This window comes from Empedobacter sp. GD03797 (genome assembly GCF_029842105.1).
In the GTDB taxonomy this organism is placed as follows: domain Bacteria; phylum Bacteroidota; class Bacteroidia; order Flavobacteriales; family Weeksellaceae; genus Empedobacter; species Empedobacter falsenii_C.
Window position 1 is genome coordinate 14,497 of sequence record NZ_JAOCFS010000004.1, and the last position, 16,543, is coordinate 31,039.

18 protein-coding genes are annotated in these 16,543 nt (G+C 31.0%); 6 read left to right on the top strand and 12 right to left on the bottom strand.

Annotated features, from left to right (window positions below; genetic code table 11):
- Window positions 1-139: 139 nt before the first annotated feature.
- Complete coding sequence (locus N5D90_RS04655) at window positions 140-655, bottom strand: TlpA disulfide reductase family protein (RefSeq protein WP_280061732.1); 516 nt, start codon at window positions 653-655, stop codon at window positions 140-142.
- Window positions 656-767: 112 nt separating this feature from the next.
- Here N5D90_RS04655 and pth point away from each other — a divergent pair, with 112 nt between their 5' ends.
- The 3 genes from pth to N5D90_RS04670 are packed head-to-tail and all read left to right on the top strand — an operon-like array spanning window position 768 to window position 1,967.
- Window positions 768-1,334, top strand: coding sequence for an aminoacyl-tRNA hydrolase (gene pth / locus N5D90_RS04660; RefSeq protein WP_280061733.1), 567 nt, complete (start codon window positions 768-770; stop codon window positions 1,332-1,334).
- Window positions 1,324-1,737, top strand: coding sequence for a rhodanese-like domain-containing protein (locus N5D90_RS04665; protein ID WP_114998727.1), 414 nt, complete (start codon window positions 1,324-1,326; stop codon window positions 1,735-1,737). The genes pth and N5D90_RS04665 overlap by 11 nt, the downstream gene beginning before the upstream one ends.
- Window positions 1,737-1,967 carry a DUF3820 family protein gene (locus N5D90_RS04670; RefSeq protein ID WP_114998729.1) on the top strand — a complete coding sequence of 77 codons (231 nt, stop codon included), beginning with the start codon at window positions 1,737-1,739 and terminating at the stop codon, window positions 1,965-1,967. The genes N5D90_RS04665 and N5D90_RS04670 overlap by 1 nt, the downstream gene beginning before the upstream one ends.
- Here N5D90_RS04670 and N5D90_RS04675 read toward each other — a convergent pair.
- The 6 genes from N5D90_RS04675 to N5D90_RS04700 all read right to left on the bottom strand — a co-directional run bounded on the left by N5D90_RS04675 (window position 1,964) and on the right by N5D90_RS04700 (window position 5,677).
- Window positions 1,964-2,404, bottom strand: coding sequence for an N-acetyltransferase (locus N5D90_RS04675; RefSeq protein ID WP_280061734.1), 441 nt, complete (start codon window positions 2,402-2,404; stop codon window positions 1,964-1,966). The genes N5D90_RS04670 and N5D90_RS04675 overlap by 4 nt on opposite strands.
- Window positions 2,379-2,876, bottom strand: coding sequence for a hypothetical protein (locus N5D90_RS04680; protein ID WP_280061735.1), 498 nt, complete (start codon window positions 2,874-2,876; stop codon window positions 2,379-2,381). The genes N5D90_RS04675 and N5D90_RS04680 overlap by 26 nt, the downstream gene beginning before the upstream one ends.
- A gap of 23 nt (window positions 2,877-2,899) precedes the next feature.
- A complete protein-coding gene (nadD, locus tag N5D90_RS04685) occupies window positions 2,900-3,466 on the bottom strand; it encodes a nicotinate (nicotinamide) nucleotide adenylyltransferase (protein ID WP_280061736.1) in 567 nt (188 codons plus the stop codon).
- 75 nt (window positions 3,467-3,541) lie between these two features.
- Window positions 3,542-4,126, bottom strand: a complete 585-nt coding sequence (locus tag N5D90_RS04690) for a Maf family nucleotide pyrophosphatase (RefSeq protein ID WP_114998733.1) — start codon at window positions 4,124-4,126, stop codon at window positions 3,542-3,544.
- Between the two features lie 265 nt (window positions 4,127-4,391).
- Entirely contained in the window at window positions 4,392-4,916 is a 525-nt protein-coding gene (locus tag N5D90_RS04695) for an HAD family hydrolase (RefSeq protein ID WP_084106935.1), read from the bottom strand.
- Window positions 4,913-5,677 (bottom strand): Rossmann-like and DUF2520 domain-containing protein, encoded by a 765-nt coding sequence (locus N5D90_RS04700; protein ID WP_038336382.1) that lies wholly within the window; start codon window positions 5,675-5,677, stop codon window positions 4,913-4,915. Before N5D90_RS04700 ends, N5D90_RS04695 begins: the two co-directional genes overlap by 4 nt.
- Window positions 5,678-5,977: 300 nt before the next feature.
- Between N5D90_RS04700 and N5D90_RS04705 the strand changes: the two genes are divergently transcribed.
- On the top strand, window positions 5,978-8,359 hold the full coding sequence (locus tag N5D90_RS04705) for a TonB-dependent receptor domain-containing protein (protein ID WP_038336379.1): 2,382 nt from the start codon (window positions 5,978-5,980) through the stop codon (window positions 8,357-8,359).
- Between the two features lie 90 nt (window positions 8,360-8,449).
- On the opposite strand, the gene N5D90_RS04710 is transcribed toward N5D90_RS04705, so the two are convergent.
- The 4 genes from N5D90_RS04710 to N5D90_RS04725 form a co-directional block, all read right to left on the bottom strand.
- Window positions 8,450-9,619: a dicarboxylate/amino acid:cation symporter gene (locus N5D90_RS04710; protein WP_280061737.1), complete on the bottom strand. Its 1,170-nt coding sequence runs from the start codon at window positions 9,617-9,619 to the stop codon at window positions 8,450-8,452.
- 115 nt (window positions 9,620-9,734) lie between these two features.
- Window positions 9,735-11,582: a LysM peptidoglycan-binding domain-containing protein gene (locus N5D90_RS04715; RefSeq protein WP_280061738.1), complete on the bottom strand. Its 1,848-nt coding sequence runs from the start codon at window positions 11,580-11,582 to the stop codon at window positions 9,735-9,737.
- A 42-nt stretch (window positions 11,583-11,624) separates the two neighbouring features.
- Window positions 11,625-13,223 carry a bacillithiol biosynthesis cysteine-adding enzyme BshC gene (gene bshC / locus N5D90_RS04720; protein WP_280061739.1) on the bottom strand — a complete coding sequence of 533 codons (1,599 nt, stop codon included), beginning with the start codon at window positions 13,221-13,223 and terminating at the stop codon, window positions 11,625-11,627.
- The gene (locus N5D90_RS04725) at window positions 13,224-14,078 is read right to left on the bottom strand and encodes a glycerophosphodiester phosphodiesterase family protein (protein ID WP_280061740.1); all 855 of its coding nucleotides are present in this window, start codon (window positions 14,076-14,078) and stop codon (window positions 13,224-13,226) included. It lies immediately after the preceding gene.
- Window positions 14,079-14,210: 132 nt separating this feature from the next.
- Between N5D90_RS04725 and N5D90_RS04730 the strand changes: the two genes are divergently transcribed.
- A complete protein-coding gene (locus N5D90_RS04730) occupies window positions 14,211-14,645 on the top strand; it encodes a hypothetical protein (protein WP_280061741.1) in 435 nt (144 codons plus the stop codon).
- A gap of 121 nt (window positions 14,646-14,766) precedes the next feature.
- Window positions 14,767-15,741: a hypothetical protein gene (locus N5D90_RS04735; protein ID WP_280061742.1), complete on the top strand. Its 975-nt coding sequence runs from the start codon at window positions 14,767-14,769 to the stop codon at window positions 15,739-15,741.
- 60 nt (window positions 15,742-15,801) lie between these two features.
- On the opposite strand, the gene N5D90_RS04740 is transcribed toward N5D90_RS04735, so the two are convergent.
- The gene (locus N5D90_RS04740) at window positions 15,802-16,533 is read right to left on the bottom strand and encodes a DUF4184 family protein (RefSeq protein ID WP_280061743.1); all 732 of its coding nucleotides are present in this window, start codon (window positions 16,531-16,533) and stop codon (window positions 15,802-15,804) included.
- Window positions 16,534-16,543: the final 10 nt, after the last annotated feature.

The window sequence follows — 16,543 nt, forward strand, 5'->3', positions numbered from 1 at the left end:
TTGATACAAAAAATGATCTATAAAAAATTATAGAATATTTATTTTTATTCTATGAAAGATATTGATTTCTAATGATTAATAAAAGAAAATGGTGATTGATTTTTCAATTTCAATCACCATTTGGTTGGTAAACTATAAACTATTTATTTCTTAAACGATCAATTGTTTCTTGAACTTTAGGATCATCAGCTTTTACGCTGTAGTAATCTGCAATTTTTCCATTTTGATCAAGAACCAAATATCTCGGTATCCAATTTAAATCAATCCCTGTGCCAAAATTGCCTTTCCAGTTGTTTCCTAAGTAAAAGTGTTGACCCTCAATTTGATATTTTTCAATACCATTTTTCCAAGCTTCCTCATTCTTGTCCATTGAAAGGTAAACAAAGGTTACATCAGGATTTTTTTCGTGCAACGATTTCAAAGCTGGCATGTTTTTGATACAATCTCCACACCAAGTTGCCCATAAATCTAATAGAACAATTTTTCCTTTATAATTCGAAAAAACTTTTTCTATAGTTGTCGAATTTCCATCCAAATCAACTACACTATCTTGCAAAGCAGCAGCGGGAAATTCAGTTTTCATCACCGACGGAATATTTTGCGCAAACGCATTCATTCCAATAAATAATATAAAAACGCTAATTATTTTGTTCATGATAAATTTTTATCGATTTCTTGTATTTTCAAAATCTATACCAATTTAGTAGATTTTAAAGCGAAGTTAAATATTTATTTCGAATCATTGCAAAAAGATGTAATTTTGTTTCATGCAAAAATATCTGATTATTGGGCTTGGTAATATTGGTGCTCAATACGAAAATACTCGTCATAATATTGGCTTCAAGATTGTTGAAGAAGTTGCTAAAAAAGTTGATGCTAAATTTTCGCCATCAAATTTTGGTGAAGTGGCTCAATTCAAATACAAAGCGCGTCCAGTTACGTTGTTAAAACCAAATACATACATGAATTTGAGTGGGGATGCAGTTCGTTTTTGGATGAAAAAAGAAAATATTTCGCTAGAAAATATTTTTGTCATTACAGATGATTTGAACTTGCCTTTCGGAACAATTCGTATGCGTGGAAAAGGTAGCGATGGTGGACACAATGGTTTGAAGGATATTCAGAATAAAGTTGGCGGACAAAATTATGCGCGATTACGCTTTGGTGTAGGAAATGAGTTTTTGGAAGGTAAACAAGTGGATTACGTATTAGGCGATTGGTCGGCAGAAGAAAATGAAAAAATGAATGAACGATTAAATTTGGCTGCTGATGCAGTTTTGTCGTTTATTTTTCAAGGATTAGGGAATACAATGAATCAATATAATGGTAAATAAAATTTTAGGAGTTGCAATGATTGCAGGAACACTTTTTTTAGGTTCTTGTGCAAGTAATTCGTCAAGTTCAGAAGGAAAAGAAGCGAAAATAGAAGAAGTAACTTCGACTTTAGACAATGTAAATGAAATCAATTTCAAGAACAAAAAGAATGTTTTGTTAGACGTTCGTACACCTGAAGAATTTGCTGAAGGTCATGTTCCTGGAGCGGTAAACATTGATGTGAAAAATCCAAATTTCGAAGAAGAAATTCAGAAATTAGATACAAAAAAGAATTATTTCATTTATTGTAAATCTGGTGTTAGAGCAAAATTAGCAACAGAAAAAATGCAAGAAAAAGGTTTCAAAAATGCGAAGAATTTCAAAGATGGAATGTCGACGTACAAAGGAACTGTAGCAAAATAATGGAAGGATTTCGTCCCGAAATATTAAAAGAAATTGTCACAACAAAAATGCCTTTCGGTAAATACGAAGGGCGATTGTTGTGCGATTTACCTGTTTCTTATTTGGAATGGTTTGTTGGTAAAGGTGGTTTTCCGAAAGGAAAATTAGGCGTTTTATTATCGACCGTTTACGAAATAAAACTAAATGGTTTAGAAGATATTATCTACGAATTGAAACGTCAATTTGGCTAAACTTCCCATTCATAAAAATTAGCATCATCGCGTAATTGAAATCCAGCACTTGGATACAACGAATTTCCAATATCATTCGTAACACTGGTTTCTAACAACATCGCGCAAGCATCTGTTTTGCGACATAAACTTTTTGCTTCTTCTATCAATTCTCTTGAAAAACCTTGTCCGCGAAATTCTGGCGAAACAAATAAATCGTTCAAAATCCAGAAACGTTTCATTCGTGTAGATGAAAATGAAGGAAATAATTGTACAAAACCAACTGCTTTTTCGTCTTCATTATAGGCTAAAAAGATAACCGATTCATCATTTACAATTCTGGCTTCTAGAAATTCTTCCGCTGCTTTTACATCAGATTTCTTACTATAAAATTGACGATACGCATCAAATAAAGGAACTAATTCGTCTAAATTATTTATAGTAGCTTGTTTTGTCATGATTTTTTAGTTTACGATAAATTATTAGTGTATATAAGATTAGAGAAGTGGAGAAAACTGTAATTAAGAAATATTTTGTTTGATTAAATTCAGATTTTGATATTAAAATATTTTTGCCTTTTTCTAATTGAATGATAGAAATTGTATTTTGATATTTTTGAGGTTTTTCATAATAAATGTTTACATAATCTCCTTTTTTAATTTTTTGAGTTATAAGGTGTTTTTTGATTGAATACGAATATTTATTTGAATCATTTTCCAATTTTAGAAAAAACACCATCTTTTTATTAGAAAGATTTCGAAGACTTTTTTGTCTATATATACTTTCAGTTAAACCAATCTCTGATACTTTTCCTTTAATTAAATTGCTTTCAGAAGTATTTATATCTATGATAGAATTAATTATTAAAAAAATTAATACTATTGGAAGAATAGAAAAGGCTATCCATTTTTTTAAATCAGAAATACTCAAATTATTAAATTAAAATTAAAAAATTAACCATACAAATTACTTCCATCCAAATATTCCCAAACTTTTGGAGGTAACATAGGCTTGATATTTTTTCCATTTTTGATTGCATTTCTGATAAATGTAGAAGAAATTTCCATCAAAGGGGCTTCAACCATTTCGACATTATCGAAATTTTCTTCTTGCGAATAACCAGGACGCGGATAAACATACAATTGATAATCGCGCATTAAAATATCGGCATTTTTCCATTTCGAGATTCCATCCAAATTATCAGAACCCATAATCAGTGCAAAGTCATGTTCAGGAAATTTTTCGTTCAGATGAATTAACGTATCAATTGTATACGACGGTTTTGGTAACGTAAATTCGATGTTCGACGCACGCAGATTAGGATAATCTTTTATCGCTAATTCTACCATTTCTAATCGATCATATTCATTTGCCAAAGAACTTTTTTTCTTCAACGGATTTTGAGGCGAAACCACAAACCAAACCTGATCCAAATCGGTGAATTGTTGAAAATGATTGGCAATAATTAAATGTCCGACATGAATAGGATTGAATGATCCAAAATATAAACCGACCTTCATAAAATTGATTTTTTAGAAAAACAAAAATACGATAATTGTAGAATAAAAAAATCCAGCCGAAGCTGGATGATATGTTTAGAATTTTACCAATTCTTTATATAGCTTATGCGTAGGAAGTCCCATTACATTGAAATAACTTCCATTCATATTGTCCACACCAATGTAACCAATCCATTCCTGAACGCCGTAAGCACCGGCTTTATCAAAAGGTTTGTAATTATCGATATAGAAATATATTTCTTCGTCCGTTAAATCTGCGAAAGTCACTTGCGTTTCGTCCGAAAAAGTAACTTCTTTCTCTAAAGAACGAATCGTAACTGATGTATAAACAGAATGTGTTTTTCCGTTTAATTTTTTAATCATTTCGTACGCTTCTTCTCTATTCGAAGCTTTTTCTAACGACTCATCATCAACCCAAACAGTTGTATCCGAAGTAATAATCAAATCATTTGGTTGAATATCCGTATAAGCTTTGGCTTTTTTAGCGGAAAGATATTCGGTGATTTGTTCTTTCTTGAATTCGTTGCGATCAAATGTTTCGTCAATATCCAATGAAATTGTCGAAAATTGTAATCCTAATCCAGCTAAAAGTTCTTTTCTTCTTGGCGATTGTGATGCCAAAATGATATTGGTATCTTTTAATTTTTCTGTTAATAACATTTTTATGATTTGTTATTCTGATGAATTCTTATCTGTTATTTCTGACTAAAATTTTATACTTCTTTCATTTTTGTCTTGACACAAAAACGAAACAAAAAAGTCAAGGCTGTAAATCTATTCACTAAAAATGTTTTCATTTCACTAAAGATTTTAAAAACCCAACGGGCTAAAATCTTCTTAACGTTACATTCGAACATTTTCTTAACGTGATAGATTTAATACCGATTTTAAGCAGAAAATTAAATATTTAATTTGTTCAATTCTTTTATATAGAAGCTACTTCTTCTACATTATACCATTTGTTTTGAACTTTCAAGATTTGTTCTAATAAATCGCGAACACATCCTTTTCCTCCATTTTCTGGTGAAATATATTCCGACGCTTTGCGGACATCCATACACGCATCATTTGGACAAGCAGATAATCCTACTAAATTCATCACAGCTAAATCTGGATAATCATCGCCCATATACGCAATTTCATCAGGATCTAATCCATAAGAAAAAAGTAAATCTTCAAAGGCTTCTACTTTATCACGTTTGTTCACGTAAATATCTGTTAAGCCTAAATATTTTAAACGATTCACAACAGCTTCATCTCTTCCGCCTGTAATCACCGCAATTCGTATTCCTTGTTTGATGGCTAATTGCATTGCATAACCATCGCGCGTATTCATTGTTCTCACCATTTCGCCAGTTGGTAATAAAATTAAATTTCCATCTGTCAAAACTCCATCTACATCTAAAATAACGGTTTTAATGTTATTTAGTTTTTCTTTATAACTTATCATTTTTCGTAAACTCGTTTGATTGAATCTGTCAATATTTGGTAAATCTGTAATAATCTCGAATCATCTTGTAAGGCCTCTAAATGACGATCAATAATCACTTGATCTCCACGTTTTGCTGGACCAGTTTGCGCATCTTTTGGACTCATTTCGATGACTTTATTTGCTGTTTCCTGTATAAGAGGTAACAAAACATCGAACGGAACATTGTTTTGCTCACAAATATTTCCAGCGATATAATATAAATGATTGACAAAATTATTTGCCCAAACACCTGTCATATGCACTTGCATTCTACTTGCAAAATTTAGTTCATGAACTTCGTTTGAAATACGATTCCCTAATTCATTCAATTTCTTCAAATCTTCAGAATTTTCCGCCTCGATGAAAAATGGAATATTATCATAACGCATTGTTCTTTCTTTCGAAAAAGTTTGCAATGGATAAAAAACGCCTTTTCGGTAATCGCCTTTCAGAACAGACATTGGAGACGAACCAGAAGTATGCACAACCAAAACATCATCATACGGAATATAATGAGAAAACTCTTCGATTCCAGAATCGGCACTCGCAATAATATAAATGTCTGCTTTTTCTATTTCAGAAATTTTATCGGTATACGAAATTCTATTTGCTTCTCCGATTTCTCTAGCGTGTTCTAATGTTCTATTGAAAATTTGTCGAACATTGCAAGTGTTTTCGATTAATGCACGAGTTAAGTGAAACGCAACATTTCCCGCACCTAATATGACAATTGAACTCAATGTTTTAGCAATTTTTTGATTAATATTAATTGAATGATAAATGTAAGTTTTTCAGTCGAGGAAAAAAATTTTTAAAAAAAATTAAAAATTCTTGTAACATTTTGAAAGTTGTTGCGTCTTATTAGTAAAATCATGCAACGATTAGGTTTACGTATTATGTAAAACATAGTACTTGAAAAATTTGAAAAAAGTTTAAATATTTTGTAACAAAACATTTTTTAAAACGTCTAATTAGGAAAAAGTACGGACAACTCTTATTATGTATTATGTAAAACATAGTACTATTAAAAAATATTAACTATGAGATTAAACAAATTTACTTTAGCTATTCTTTTCTCCGTTTGCTCTATTTACGGATTCTCACAGGAACAACATCCTGTGAAAGGAAAGATTGAAAATGCAAAAAATGAAGCGGTTGGTATGGCTGCAATTCAGATTTATAAAGCAGATTCAAAAGAATTATTCGATGAAGTGTATGCAAATGAAGACGGAACATTTGAGATTCCAGATTTGGAAGACGGAAATTATCGTTTGGTGATTACAGAATTTGGTTATCAACAATCTGTAACAACTGCAGAGGTAAAAGGAGGTGAATTAAATTTAGGTAACATCATTTTACAAGTAGAAAAAGCGGAAACCGTAGAACTGAAAGGTGCATTTGTTCGTGCGCAAACTTCTCAATATCGTAATGAAATTGATAAACGTATTGTTGAAGTTGGGAACGATTTGGTATCTGCTGGATCTGATGCTGCTTCTGTTCTGAATAATATTCCGTCTGTAAATGTGGATCAACAAACAGGAGCATTGTCATTAAGAGGAAACGAGAATGTAAAAGTTTTTGTAGATGGTAAACCTTCTTCTCAGTCAGCAGCGCAATTGTTAAAGCAAATTCCTTCGAATCAAATTCAACGAATTGAAATTATTACCAATCCTTCAGCAAAATATGAAGCGGATGGAAACTCTGGAATCATCAATATTGTTTTGGTTAAAGGAACTAAGAAAGGTTATAATATTGGGTTAATTGCAGGTTATGAACAAGGGAAGAAAAGCCGTTTTAATACATCATTGAATACAAATGTGAATGTAGGGAAATTCAATTTATTTGGAAATATTAATTACGCTGATCGTCCATCAAAACAAAATGGTATTGGTCGTAATTATGATGATCAAATTGATCAATTATTTGATATTCAAAATACAAAAAATAGAAATTTATCATATAAAGCAGGATTCGATTGGTTTATCAATGATAAAAATGCTTTAACGATTTATACTAATCAGTGGGATGGAGATCATGCTGCTTTAATCAATACAAATGTTTTAAAAACTAATTTTAATAAATTAAATAGAAATGATATTTGGTCAGATTCGAGAAGTTCTGATTATAGTTTGAATTATAAATTAGATTTCAATAAAAAAGATCACAATCTTGTTTTAGATGCATTTTATTCGATTAATAAAGAGGATGATGATAGAGATTACTTAAATACATTTCCAAAAGACGAGTTTTATCAAGAATATCGTTACGATAAAACGCAAACAACTCGTATTAATTTAGATTATACCAATCAAATTGAAAATGCAGGAAAGTTAGAAGCAGGAATTCAATATCGTAAAGAGTCTAATGATAATGATATGGATTCTACTAAAGAATTAACAAATCCTCTTAATGGAAATATATACAATCCGTCAGTAGATTTTCAGTTCGATCGTTCGTTTTATTCTGCTTATACAAATTACAAACAGAAATTTAATAAGTTTGGAGCGCAAGTTGGATTACGTTTAGAGCGTGTTGAAGATAATGCAGATTGGTTTTATTCACCAAATGAAGCAGGAACTCTGAAAAAAGATTATACAGATTTATTTCCTTCGGCTTTCTTAACGTATGATTTGACTGAAAAAGCGCAATTATCATTAAACTATAGCCGACGAATTAATCGACCAGGAATTTATCAATTAACTCCAGTTCCTCAATATTCTACAGCATTAATGTCGAGCGAAGGAAATCCAAATCTTCGTCCAGAATATACAGATTCTTATGAAATTGGTTATTTAAAACAATTAACAAAAGGTTCTATTTCTGCGAATTTATTTTACAGAAGTGTAAAAGATAATATCATTCAATCATTCAAAAAGGATGAAGATATCGAGTCAGCAATTATTCAGTACAATTTGAACTACGATAAAGTAAATAAATTTGGAGTTGAAGCAAGCTGGAATTATAAATTGGCTAAATGGATGAATGTTTATTTGGCAGGAGATTTCACTTCTTCTGAGATGCAAAATGATCACAAGAAAATTACAGCAAATGTATTTTCTGCTCGTATGAATAATACGTATAATTTATCTAAAAAATTAAGTTTACAACAATTTGGATTCTTTAGAGGCAAAACTAAATTTTTGCAAGGAGAAATGTTAGAAATGTGGCGAATGGATTTAGGCTTACGTTACACGTTTATGGACGGAAAAGCAGCTTTATCAGCTCGTGTTAATGATGTTTTCAAAACGATGCGAGCAAGAGTTCATATGGATGATCCATATTATGGATATGCAAACTTTAACTGGGAATCTCAAACAGCTTACTTAGGATTTACATACAATTTCGGAGGAAAAGTTAAATCAAGAGCCGAAGCTCAGCAAAATAAAACAGAGCAAAACGGTGGTGGAATCGGTATACAATAAAGAACATTCTTCATTTATTTAAATATTCTTAAAACTAAAAAGAGTTCCAATATTTTTGGAACTCTTTTTTTATTTGGGTTAATATTTTTTTTATTGAACTTCTTTCTTGAATAATTTATTCAACGTTACAGCAATAGCTCCATCTCCAGTTACATTTCCTGCTGTTCCAAAACTATCCATTGCGATATAAAGTGCAATCATCAATGCTTGATTTTCTGCATTAAATCCTAACATCGAAGCAATAATTCCAATCGCTGCCATAATCGCTCCACCAGGAACGCCAGGCGCTGCAACCATCGCAATTCCAAGCATCATCATAAATCCTAAAAATTGAACAAAATCAATTTCTATTCCTTGGATTAACATCAATGCTAAACAACAACAAACGATTTTTAACATCGAACCAGATAAGTGAATTGTTGCACACAAAGGCACTGCGAAATTGGCAATTTCGTCGCGAACACCAATTTTCTTTACTTGCGCAATTGTTACAGGAATTGTAGCCGCCGAAGATTGTGTTCCTAATGCTGTGAAATAGGCGGGTAACATCAATTTCAACATAGTAAAAGGATTCTTTTTTGCAATAATTCCGGCAATTGTAAATTGAAGCACTAACAAGAAAACATGTAGCACGAAAATTACACCAATAATTTTCAAAAATACATTCATAATTGTTACCACTTGTCCTGAATATGACATGTTCAAGAAGATTCCGAAAATGAAAATTGGTAATAGTGGAATGATTAAATTTTGAATTAAATACGTAATAATTGATTCGAAATCATCTGCAAATTTTCCAAAAGTCGAATCTTTCAATCGTGATAATCCAATTCCGAAAAGAAATGAAAAAACTAAACCTGGCATTACACCAAATAATGGAGGAAATTCTATCGAAAAGTACGGTGCAAATTCTTTGGCTTTTTCGGCTAAATTAATTTGACCAGTTTGATGTTCTAATAAACTTGGAAATACAGACATACTTACAGAATAACCTAATAATCCTGAAAAAATGGTTGATCCGTAAGCGATTAAAACAGTTGCTAATAATAATTTTCCGGCTGTTTGTCCTAATCTCCCAATTGATGGAACAATTAATCCAACAATGATTAATGGAATTAAAAAGTTAAGTAATTCGCTAAAAAAATCATTGAAAGTCATAAAAATACGACCAACAGCTTCTGGGATAATTCCACCGAGTACAATTCCGAGTACAATGGCTAGAATAACTTTTACGAGTAAATTGTCTTTAAGTTTGTGCATAGTCAAATTTAGAAAAAATCCGTTCAATACAAGGTTTTAATTCAAAATGTTGATAAAAAGAAAAAAGCGATGCTAAAATTTAGCATCGCTTTTTGGTATATAATTTTTGATAAAATTATTTTTTAGGTAAACGAACAATTCGGCTAGCATCGTTCGTATAAGCTTTACTTCCGCTTATTTTTTTGTATGCAAACTTCGATGCCAAACGTGTATTTTCTGTTGTAATATTGTTGGTAACATCACCTTTATTATTCATTCTGTCCACAATATCATACGTTACATCGTAGCCTAATTGCTCGTAACGCGTCGGAAATTCACAATAAACTTCCTTGAAATCTTTGATCACACTTTGCACTTCCGTATCTCTTGTATTGATTAATCGCGCAGTACTAAACACAAAACCAAATTCGCGGAACGCATCGATATTTTTCGCATTATCTGCACTATAAACATCATAAACCGAAACCGATTTTATTCCGTAAGCTTTGATATTGTCTTTGTTAAATGTTTTTAATTTTTCTAAATATTGTTTTCCCAAATTATCATCATCACCAACTAAAACCGTAATAATTGGTGTGTAATAATCTTCGCCGTTCACTTTATCGTGTGGTTGAACAATTTTTGCAGCACTATCTACAATGACAACATTTGCTTTCAACTGTTTTTCTAATTGCTTTTTCGTGTAATTTGCTAACTCTTGATCATCACGATTTGTCAACAAATAAACTTGTTCTCCTGCAAAGTTTTTTCCAATTTCTTCGATAATTTGATCTGCAATTACTTCATCTTTTGGATTAGAAATCAATAAATCATTGAAAGAATTTAACGAATCGTCATTTGCATAAGGCGAAATCACCGCGATTCCAGAATTGCTGAAGAAATTCGCAACTTCCGTGACATCAGACGTATTCAATGGACCAATAACGGCATCCGTTTTACTAAAATCTGTTGTAGATAAAATATCTTGTAAGTTTCCGCTTTTCGTGTCGATCACTTTTACATTTACATTTTTACCTTTTTTTGCTAAACGAGTCAACGCCAATTTAGCTCCAGTAAAAAATTGCATCGCTTGCGAATTTTTCAATTGCGGATTATTTGCAACATCAAAAGGTAGCATAATCGCAACATTAATTTCGTTGTCGTTCGCACGTTTCAGCTTTCCTGCAGTTCCGTATTTGATGATTTTAGCATTTTTTTGCAATGGAATTTTAAGTGTCATTCCAGCTTTTAAACCATTTATTAAATCAGGATTTAAACGCAATAATTCATCTAAATTCGTATTATATTTTTCTAAAATTCCGTAAGCCGAATCTCCATTCTGAACAACATAATTGATCGTATTTTCTTCAATCACAACAGAACCAGATTTTTTAGGAATCGTAATCACCATTCCTTCTTTTACACCTGTTTGTAAAGCTGGATTTTCTGCATATAAATCGTCAACACTTACATTATATTGTTTTGCTAAAGTGTATAAAGTTTCTCCTTTTTTGATTAAATGTGTTCCTTTTGGAACAGAAAAAACTTTGTTTGACACATCTTTTGGAAGCTTGATTACGTCACCAACTTCTAAACCTCTTTCTTTGATTTGAGGGTTTAATGAGTTCAATGTTTCTTCCGAAATTTTATATTTTTTTGTCAAATTGTAAACCGTTTCTTTTGGCTCAATTGTAATATATTGATAATTATCGTCCGAAGTATTTACGTTTGACGTAGTCGTTTGTGTATTGGTTTCAGTTGGTTTGGTTGTCGTAGTTCCTTTACCTGGAATCACAATCAAATCACCTGGATGAATCCCATTTTTTTCAATTTTAGGATTGGCTTTATACAATTCTTCTTGCGAAACACCATATTGTTTCGAAATTCCGTAAACGGTTTCTTTTGCTTGAACTGTATGCGTTTTTTGTTGAGCATAAAGTGCTGATGCACCAACAAATAACAATAAAGCTAATATTTTTTTCATTTAGATGAATTTTCGTGGTCAAATATACAAATTATGTTTTGTTTAGAGTTCCTCTTTCAATGTATTTATGATGAACTCAAAATCAAAAGGTCGAAGACTATCTTCAATAAAATCAATGAAATACTGAATATTAATGTAATCAAAATCAGCAAAATTTTTCACACGTTCTTGTAAACCATTTTGTTGAGAAAGATCATTCAGTAATTGCTCGATTCTCTTCAATAAATCCTCATTTTTTTTCACTTCTGCATGCACCAAACGTTGTTTTATTTTCTCAAAACCTTTCAACTGTTTTGTACGCTGCGCTTGTATCATATCCGCAAAAGAAGATTCTGTTAACGAACTCAAATGTTCCAAACGATCAAAAATACTTTTTAATTCTTCTTCCAATTCAGGAAGTTTTGGAGCAATTTCTGAAGAATTTATCGAACGTTTTTTTGTGATTGCTAAACTATTTGAAAATAAATCTTCGTTTGATAAATCTAATTTTTGTTGTTTTTCGTGTTGTTTTTCAGTTCGGATTAATAATGAATTTCTCAAAACTAAAAGTGGAAAATCAACTTCAAATTGATTGAACATTTCTTTCAATTGTAACCAATAAGCCATTTCGCCACCTCCACCAACATAGGCAATATTTGGTAAAATTGTTTCTTGGTACAAAGGTCTCAAAATCACATTTGGACTAAATTTATCTGGATTTTGATGTAAATCGGCAACAATTTCTTCTTTCGAAAATTTGATTGAAGTGTTATTGACAAAATACGTTCCATTTTGTTCAACAATACGTTCACGAGAATTATTTTGATTGATATAAAACAAGTTTATCTCACGAGGATTTACTTGAATAGAATAACCCAATTGTTCTAATTTCTCATTTTGAGGTATTACTTTTTTGAATGATGTTGACTGAATTAATTCTTCCTCAAAAGTCGGAATCATTAGTTTTTTCAATTCTTTATCATCTCCATCAATCATTAACAATCCAAGATCTTTGAATAATAAATGAACCAATTTTCGTGTTGCATCCGTCAAATTATCATTCGATAAATAAGAGGCTTCAATTAGATTTTGTAATTCAGTTTTCTTTTTTCCGTTTGGAATTAATGACAAAAATGAATCAAAAACTTTTTGTAAACCATCTGTTGATAAACGTCCAACTGGTCCGCCAAACTCTTTTTCCCAATGAATAATTCGATCTCCAAATTTGAAATGATTAATTTCTTCAAAATCGTGATCTTCTGTCGCCATCCAAAACATCGGAACAAAATTGATTTCATTTTGTTCTTTATTCAATTCCTCGCATGCTTTGATGACTTGCAAAATTTTATAAAAAAAGAAAATTGGACCTGTAAATAAATTTAATTGATGCCCAGTCGTAATCGTTACTGTATTCTTTTCTCTTAATTTTTTTAGATTATTTTGTTGCTTTTCCGATAAATCTAAATGACTCAATTGTTTCGAAATTTGGTCAACAAGAATTGCTCTATTTTTATAATGTTCAAGCTTATTTTGTGCTTGTTTTATATAGTTTTCTTTGGTTGGAAATAGGTTGTAGAAGTCTTTCAAATTCTCGTCTTGATTGATATAATTTAGCATCAATTTTGAGAAATAATTTGAATCCTTAAGTGATATTGTTTCCATTTAATTTTTATTAATCGTTTGATGTACATCCATTGCTCTGTCCGTTGCAAAAATGTCGACACCATCTTTTTCTAAATCGCGGTAAAGTTGTCCATTTCTCGCCGAAGCACTTTTGTCTAAGTTTCCTAACGTTCCAAAAATGACCAAAATATCCTTGTCATGAATTTTATTTATAAATGATTCATCATTGCGTCGAGTTCCCGTAAATGCAACCATTTTGTCAGTCGGAATCCCACTGTTTATCATTTCATTAAATTCACGTTCGTTTCGCATCGAAACAGACAATAACATATCTGGCGCAAGTTGATGCAATTTTTTCGCTTGACCAACTGTATACGTCACCAAAACAACCTGATTTTGCATGTTTGCTTGCTCTATTGTTTTCACAATATCACGATAATCAACACCTTTTTTGATGTCAACCATAAAATAAATTGGTTTACTTTTTCCCCAATTTAACGCTTCTGCAAAAGTTGGAATTTTGTATGACGTTTGTTGTCCAAAATGATCTACCAAAAAGTATTCCTTAATGGTTTTTAAGTCAACTTGATTGACATCTTGTCGCCCAGTACTTGTCCGTTGCAACGAATTATCGTGCATTAAAATAAGTTGATTATCCTTTGTTTCGGCAACATCAATCTCAAAAATTTGTATTCCTTTTTGATAAAGATGATCCAAAGTTTCGATACAATTTTCAGGAAAACCATGTATGCCACTTCCACCACGATGCGCGCTGACAAAATTTTTGTTTTTGGTCGAATATTTGAAGGTTATTTCTTCGGATGTATTATTTTGATGTATTTCGGATTGATTTTTATTCGGATTACAACTAAAAATAGTCAGTAAACTGAACATTAAAATTCCGAGATAATATCGTTTAAAATAGTTGAAATTCATATTTTTAAATAAAAAATTAAATTAATTCATTCTAAAATTGCAAATGAAGCTGTAAATTTAAACTGAAAATAATCAACAAAATAAATTATTATGGGACTTAGAACTTTTTTGAAAAGAATTTTAGGAAAAACGGAAACTGCGATTGATGTTGCGGGAGATAAATTTGACGATGTTTCGGCAACAGTAAAGAAAACAGGAACCTTGATTGCAGATGATGCATCGGATTTTGCGCGAAAAACAATCAATAATATAAAAGATGCTTCGGGAGATTTGAAAGCGCAATCGAAAGAAGCTGCAAAAGATTTTAAAGAAAGATCGAAGCAAGATTATAACGAAGTAAAAGATATTGCGGAAAAGCAAATGAAAGAAACAAGTGCTTTTGTGAAAGAGAAAGTTTCAGATTTGAAAGAGACTTTTAAAGAAGAAAAAACAGATTTGGAAGAAAAAGCAGATGAATTGAAAACGGAAGCCGAAAATAAATTGGATGAAGTTTCTGAAAACATTAAAAAAGAGACAAACGACTAAGATTTTGATCAATTTGTAGAATTTTGCTACAATTCTTAAATGTTAAATTTTTCATTAGTTATAGACATTTACAAAAATGGTTTAATTTTTGTGTCGAAGTTTATTCTTCGAAATAATTAAAATGACAGAATATAAAGATCTCGAGCCCTCTACAAATCCTAAACATAAAAAAGAGTTCGTAAAAAACATTATTATAGCTGTTTTAGCTGTAGCCTTGTTATTGGCTATTGGGTATATTGTATATTCTAAAGAAGCAAATGCAAAATCTTCGATAGAAATGCAAAGTGATATCAATGATTTGGAACGATCTAGAGAAATTCTGAAACAAGAATTACGTATTATTAGATCTGATTTTGACGATGCTAAAACTCGTGTTGTAAAAAAAGATTCTTCTTTAAGTTATCAAGATCGATTGATTTTGGAGAAACAAAAAGAGATTCAATCAATCTTAAATAAAGAAGGAATTACAAGTGGAGAATTGCAGCGTGCTAAACGTTTGATTACTTCTTTGCAAGCAGATATTAAGGTTTATAAAGAAGAAATTGTTCGCTTGAAAGACGAAAATAAAAAGCTGACAAACAAGAATACAGAGTTAACTTCGGAAAATTCTCATTTGAATGAGCAGAAAAAAACTGTTGAATCAAATTTGAGTACTGAAAAAGAAAATCATCAGAATTTAATCAAAGAAACGAATTCCACTTTATCGATTTCAAATTATACGATTAAAGGTTTGCGAGTAAAATCAAGCGGAAAAGAAGTGGAAACAACGCGAGCAAGAAGAATTGATAAGGTTAGAGTATCTTTCGATTTGGATAAAAACTTGAATGCGACTTCAGAAACCAAAGAATTGTATGTATCTATTTATAAACCAAACGGCGAGATAGGAAAATTTAAAGGTGCTGATGCTGGTGAAACAACTTTACGTTCTGGATCTTCTGTAGAATATTCTGATCGTGTAAAAGTTAATTACAATAATATGTCTGGTTCAAGAGTTAATTTTGACTGGGTTGATTATGACTTTCCAAAAGGTGAATATAAAATCGATATTTACCAAAATGGATACAAAGTTGGTCAAAATGTGATTACACTTCGATAAATATTAAAATTATAAATACATAAAAAAATCTCTTCAGTATTATTGAAGAGATTTTTTTATTTAACAATATTTTTTTTTCACCCCAAAACCAACCAAACTAATAAAACCACTCATTCCGATAACGACAATGATGTTGCCTAATCCAATTTCTATTGGAAAGAAAACTAATCGTATTGCAGAAATAATTGTTGTGAATAAGATTATTTTTAACCAAAAGAAGTAATCAAATTTAGTTTTAGGAAGGATTTGTTTTGGCATTTTATACATCCCAAAAGCAATAAAAATCGCACCGATAAATGTGCTAAAATGTTGTAGAAATTTATAACCTTTTACTTCGAAATTATTGAAAGGAATTTGAAACCAAGTTTCTTCTAAAGCTGGAATTAATTTCGAAAAATATCCCCATTCGTGAGTAAAAGCATCCCAAAAAAGATGCGAATAAGCTCCTATTATAATTGAAAGAATCACAATTATCCAATGTTTTTTAAAATAGTAAATCCAATCAAAATTTAGAAATTGAGCAAATCGTTCTTTTAAAAAAATTGGTAAATGATTGATTAAAATGTTTCGAACAAATATGTGAAAAACGAAACAATAAATAAGAGCAATTGGTAAATCGAAATACAAAACACCCCAAAACAAATGACTGTGCGTTGCTACAATCTCCATTCGAGAGAAATATTCTAAATCTGGCGACATCGAACCAATAATTAATCCTGTCATCGAAAACCAATTTGATTTTAGCTTTTTTAGCGGAAGAATAATTGCTGGATGGCAAAAAGTTAGTGGCATTTAGATTTTA

What these genes read in the sequence shown, in the direction of transcription:
- N5D90_RS04675 (WP_280061734.1), bottom strand. Translation starts at nt 2,404, where the DNA reads ATGACAAAACAAGCTACTATAAATAATTTAGACGAATTAGTTCCTTTA.
- N5D90_RS04735 (WP_280061742.1), top strand. Translation starts at nt 14,767, where the DNA reads ATGACAGAATATAAAGATCTCGAGCCCTCTACAAATCCTAAACATAAA.
- N5D90_RS04725 (WP_280061740.1), bottom strand. Translation starts at nt 14,078, where the DNA reads ATGTTCAGTTTACTGACTATTTTTAGTTGTAATCCGAATAAAAATCAA.
- N5D90_RS04665 (WP_114998727.1), top strand. Translation starts at nt 1,324, where the DNA reads ATGGTAAATAAAATTTTAGGAGTTGCAATGATTGCAGGAACACTTTTT.
- N5D90_RS04710 (WP_280061737.1), bottom strand. Translation starts at nt 9,619, where the DNA reads ATGCACAAACTTAAAGACAATTTACTCGTAAAAGTTATTCTAGCCATT.
- N5D90_RS04670 (WP_114998729.1), top strand. Translation starts at nt 1,737, where the DNA reads ATGGAAGGATTTCGTCCCGAAATATTAAAAGAAATTGTCACAACAAAA.
- N5D90_RS04740 (WP_280061743.1), bottom strand. Translation starts at nt 16,533, where the DNA reads ATGCCACTAACTTTTTGCCATCCAGCAATTATTCTTCCGCTAAAAAAG.
- N5D90_RS04655 (WP_280061732.1), bottom strand. Translation starts at nt 655, where the DNA reads ATGAACAAAATAATTAGCGTTTTTATATTATTTATTGGAATGAATGCG.
- N5D90_RS04715 (WP_280061738.1), bottom strand. Translation starts at nt 11,582, where the DNA reads ATGAAAAAAATATTAGCTTTATTGTTATTTGTTGGTGCATCAGCACTT.
- nadD (WP_280061736.1), bottom strand. Translation starts at nt 3,466, where the DNA reads ATGAAGGTCGGTTTATATTTTGGATCATTCAATCCTATTCATGTCGGA.
- bshC (WP_280061739.1), bottom strand. Translation starts at nt 13,223, where the DNA reads ATGGAAACAATATCACTTAAGGATTCAAATTATTTCTCAAAATTGATG.
- N5D90_RS04730 (WP_280061741.1), top strand. Translation starts at nt 14,211, where the DNA reads ATGGGACTTAGAACTTTTTTGAAAAGAATTTTAGGAAAAACGGAAACT.
- N5D90_RS04690 (WP_114998733.1), bottom strand. Translation starts at nt 4,126, where the DNA reads ATGTTATTAACAGAAAAATTAAAAGATACCAATATCATTTTGGCATCA.
- pth (WP_280061733.1), top strand. Translation starts at nt 768, where the DNA reads ATGCAAAAATATCTGATTATTGGGCTTGGTAATATTGGTGCTCAATAC.
- N5D90_RS04705 (WP_038336379.1), top strand. Translation starts at nt 5,978, where the DNA reads ATGAGATTAAACAAATTTACTTTAGCTATTCTTTTCTCCGTTTGCTCT.
- N5D90_RS04695 (WP_084106935.1), bottom strand. Translation starts at nt 4,916, where the DNA reads ATGATAAGTTATAAAGAAAAACTAAATAACATTAAAACCGTTATTTTA.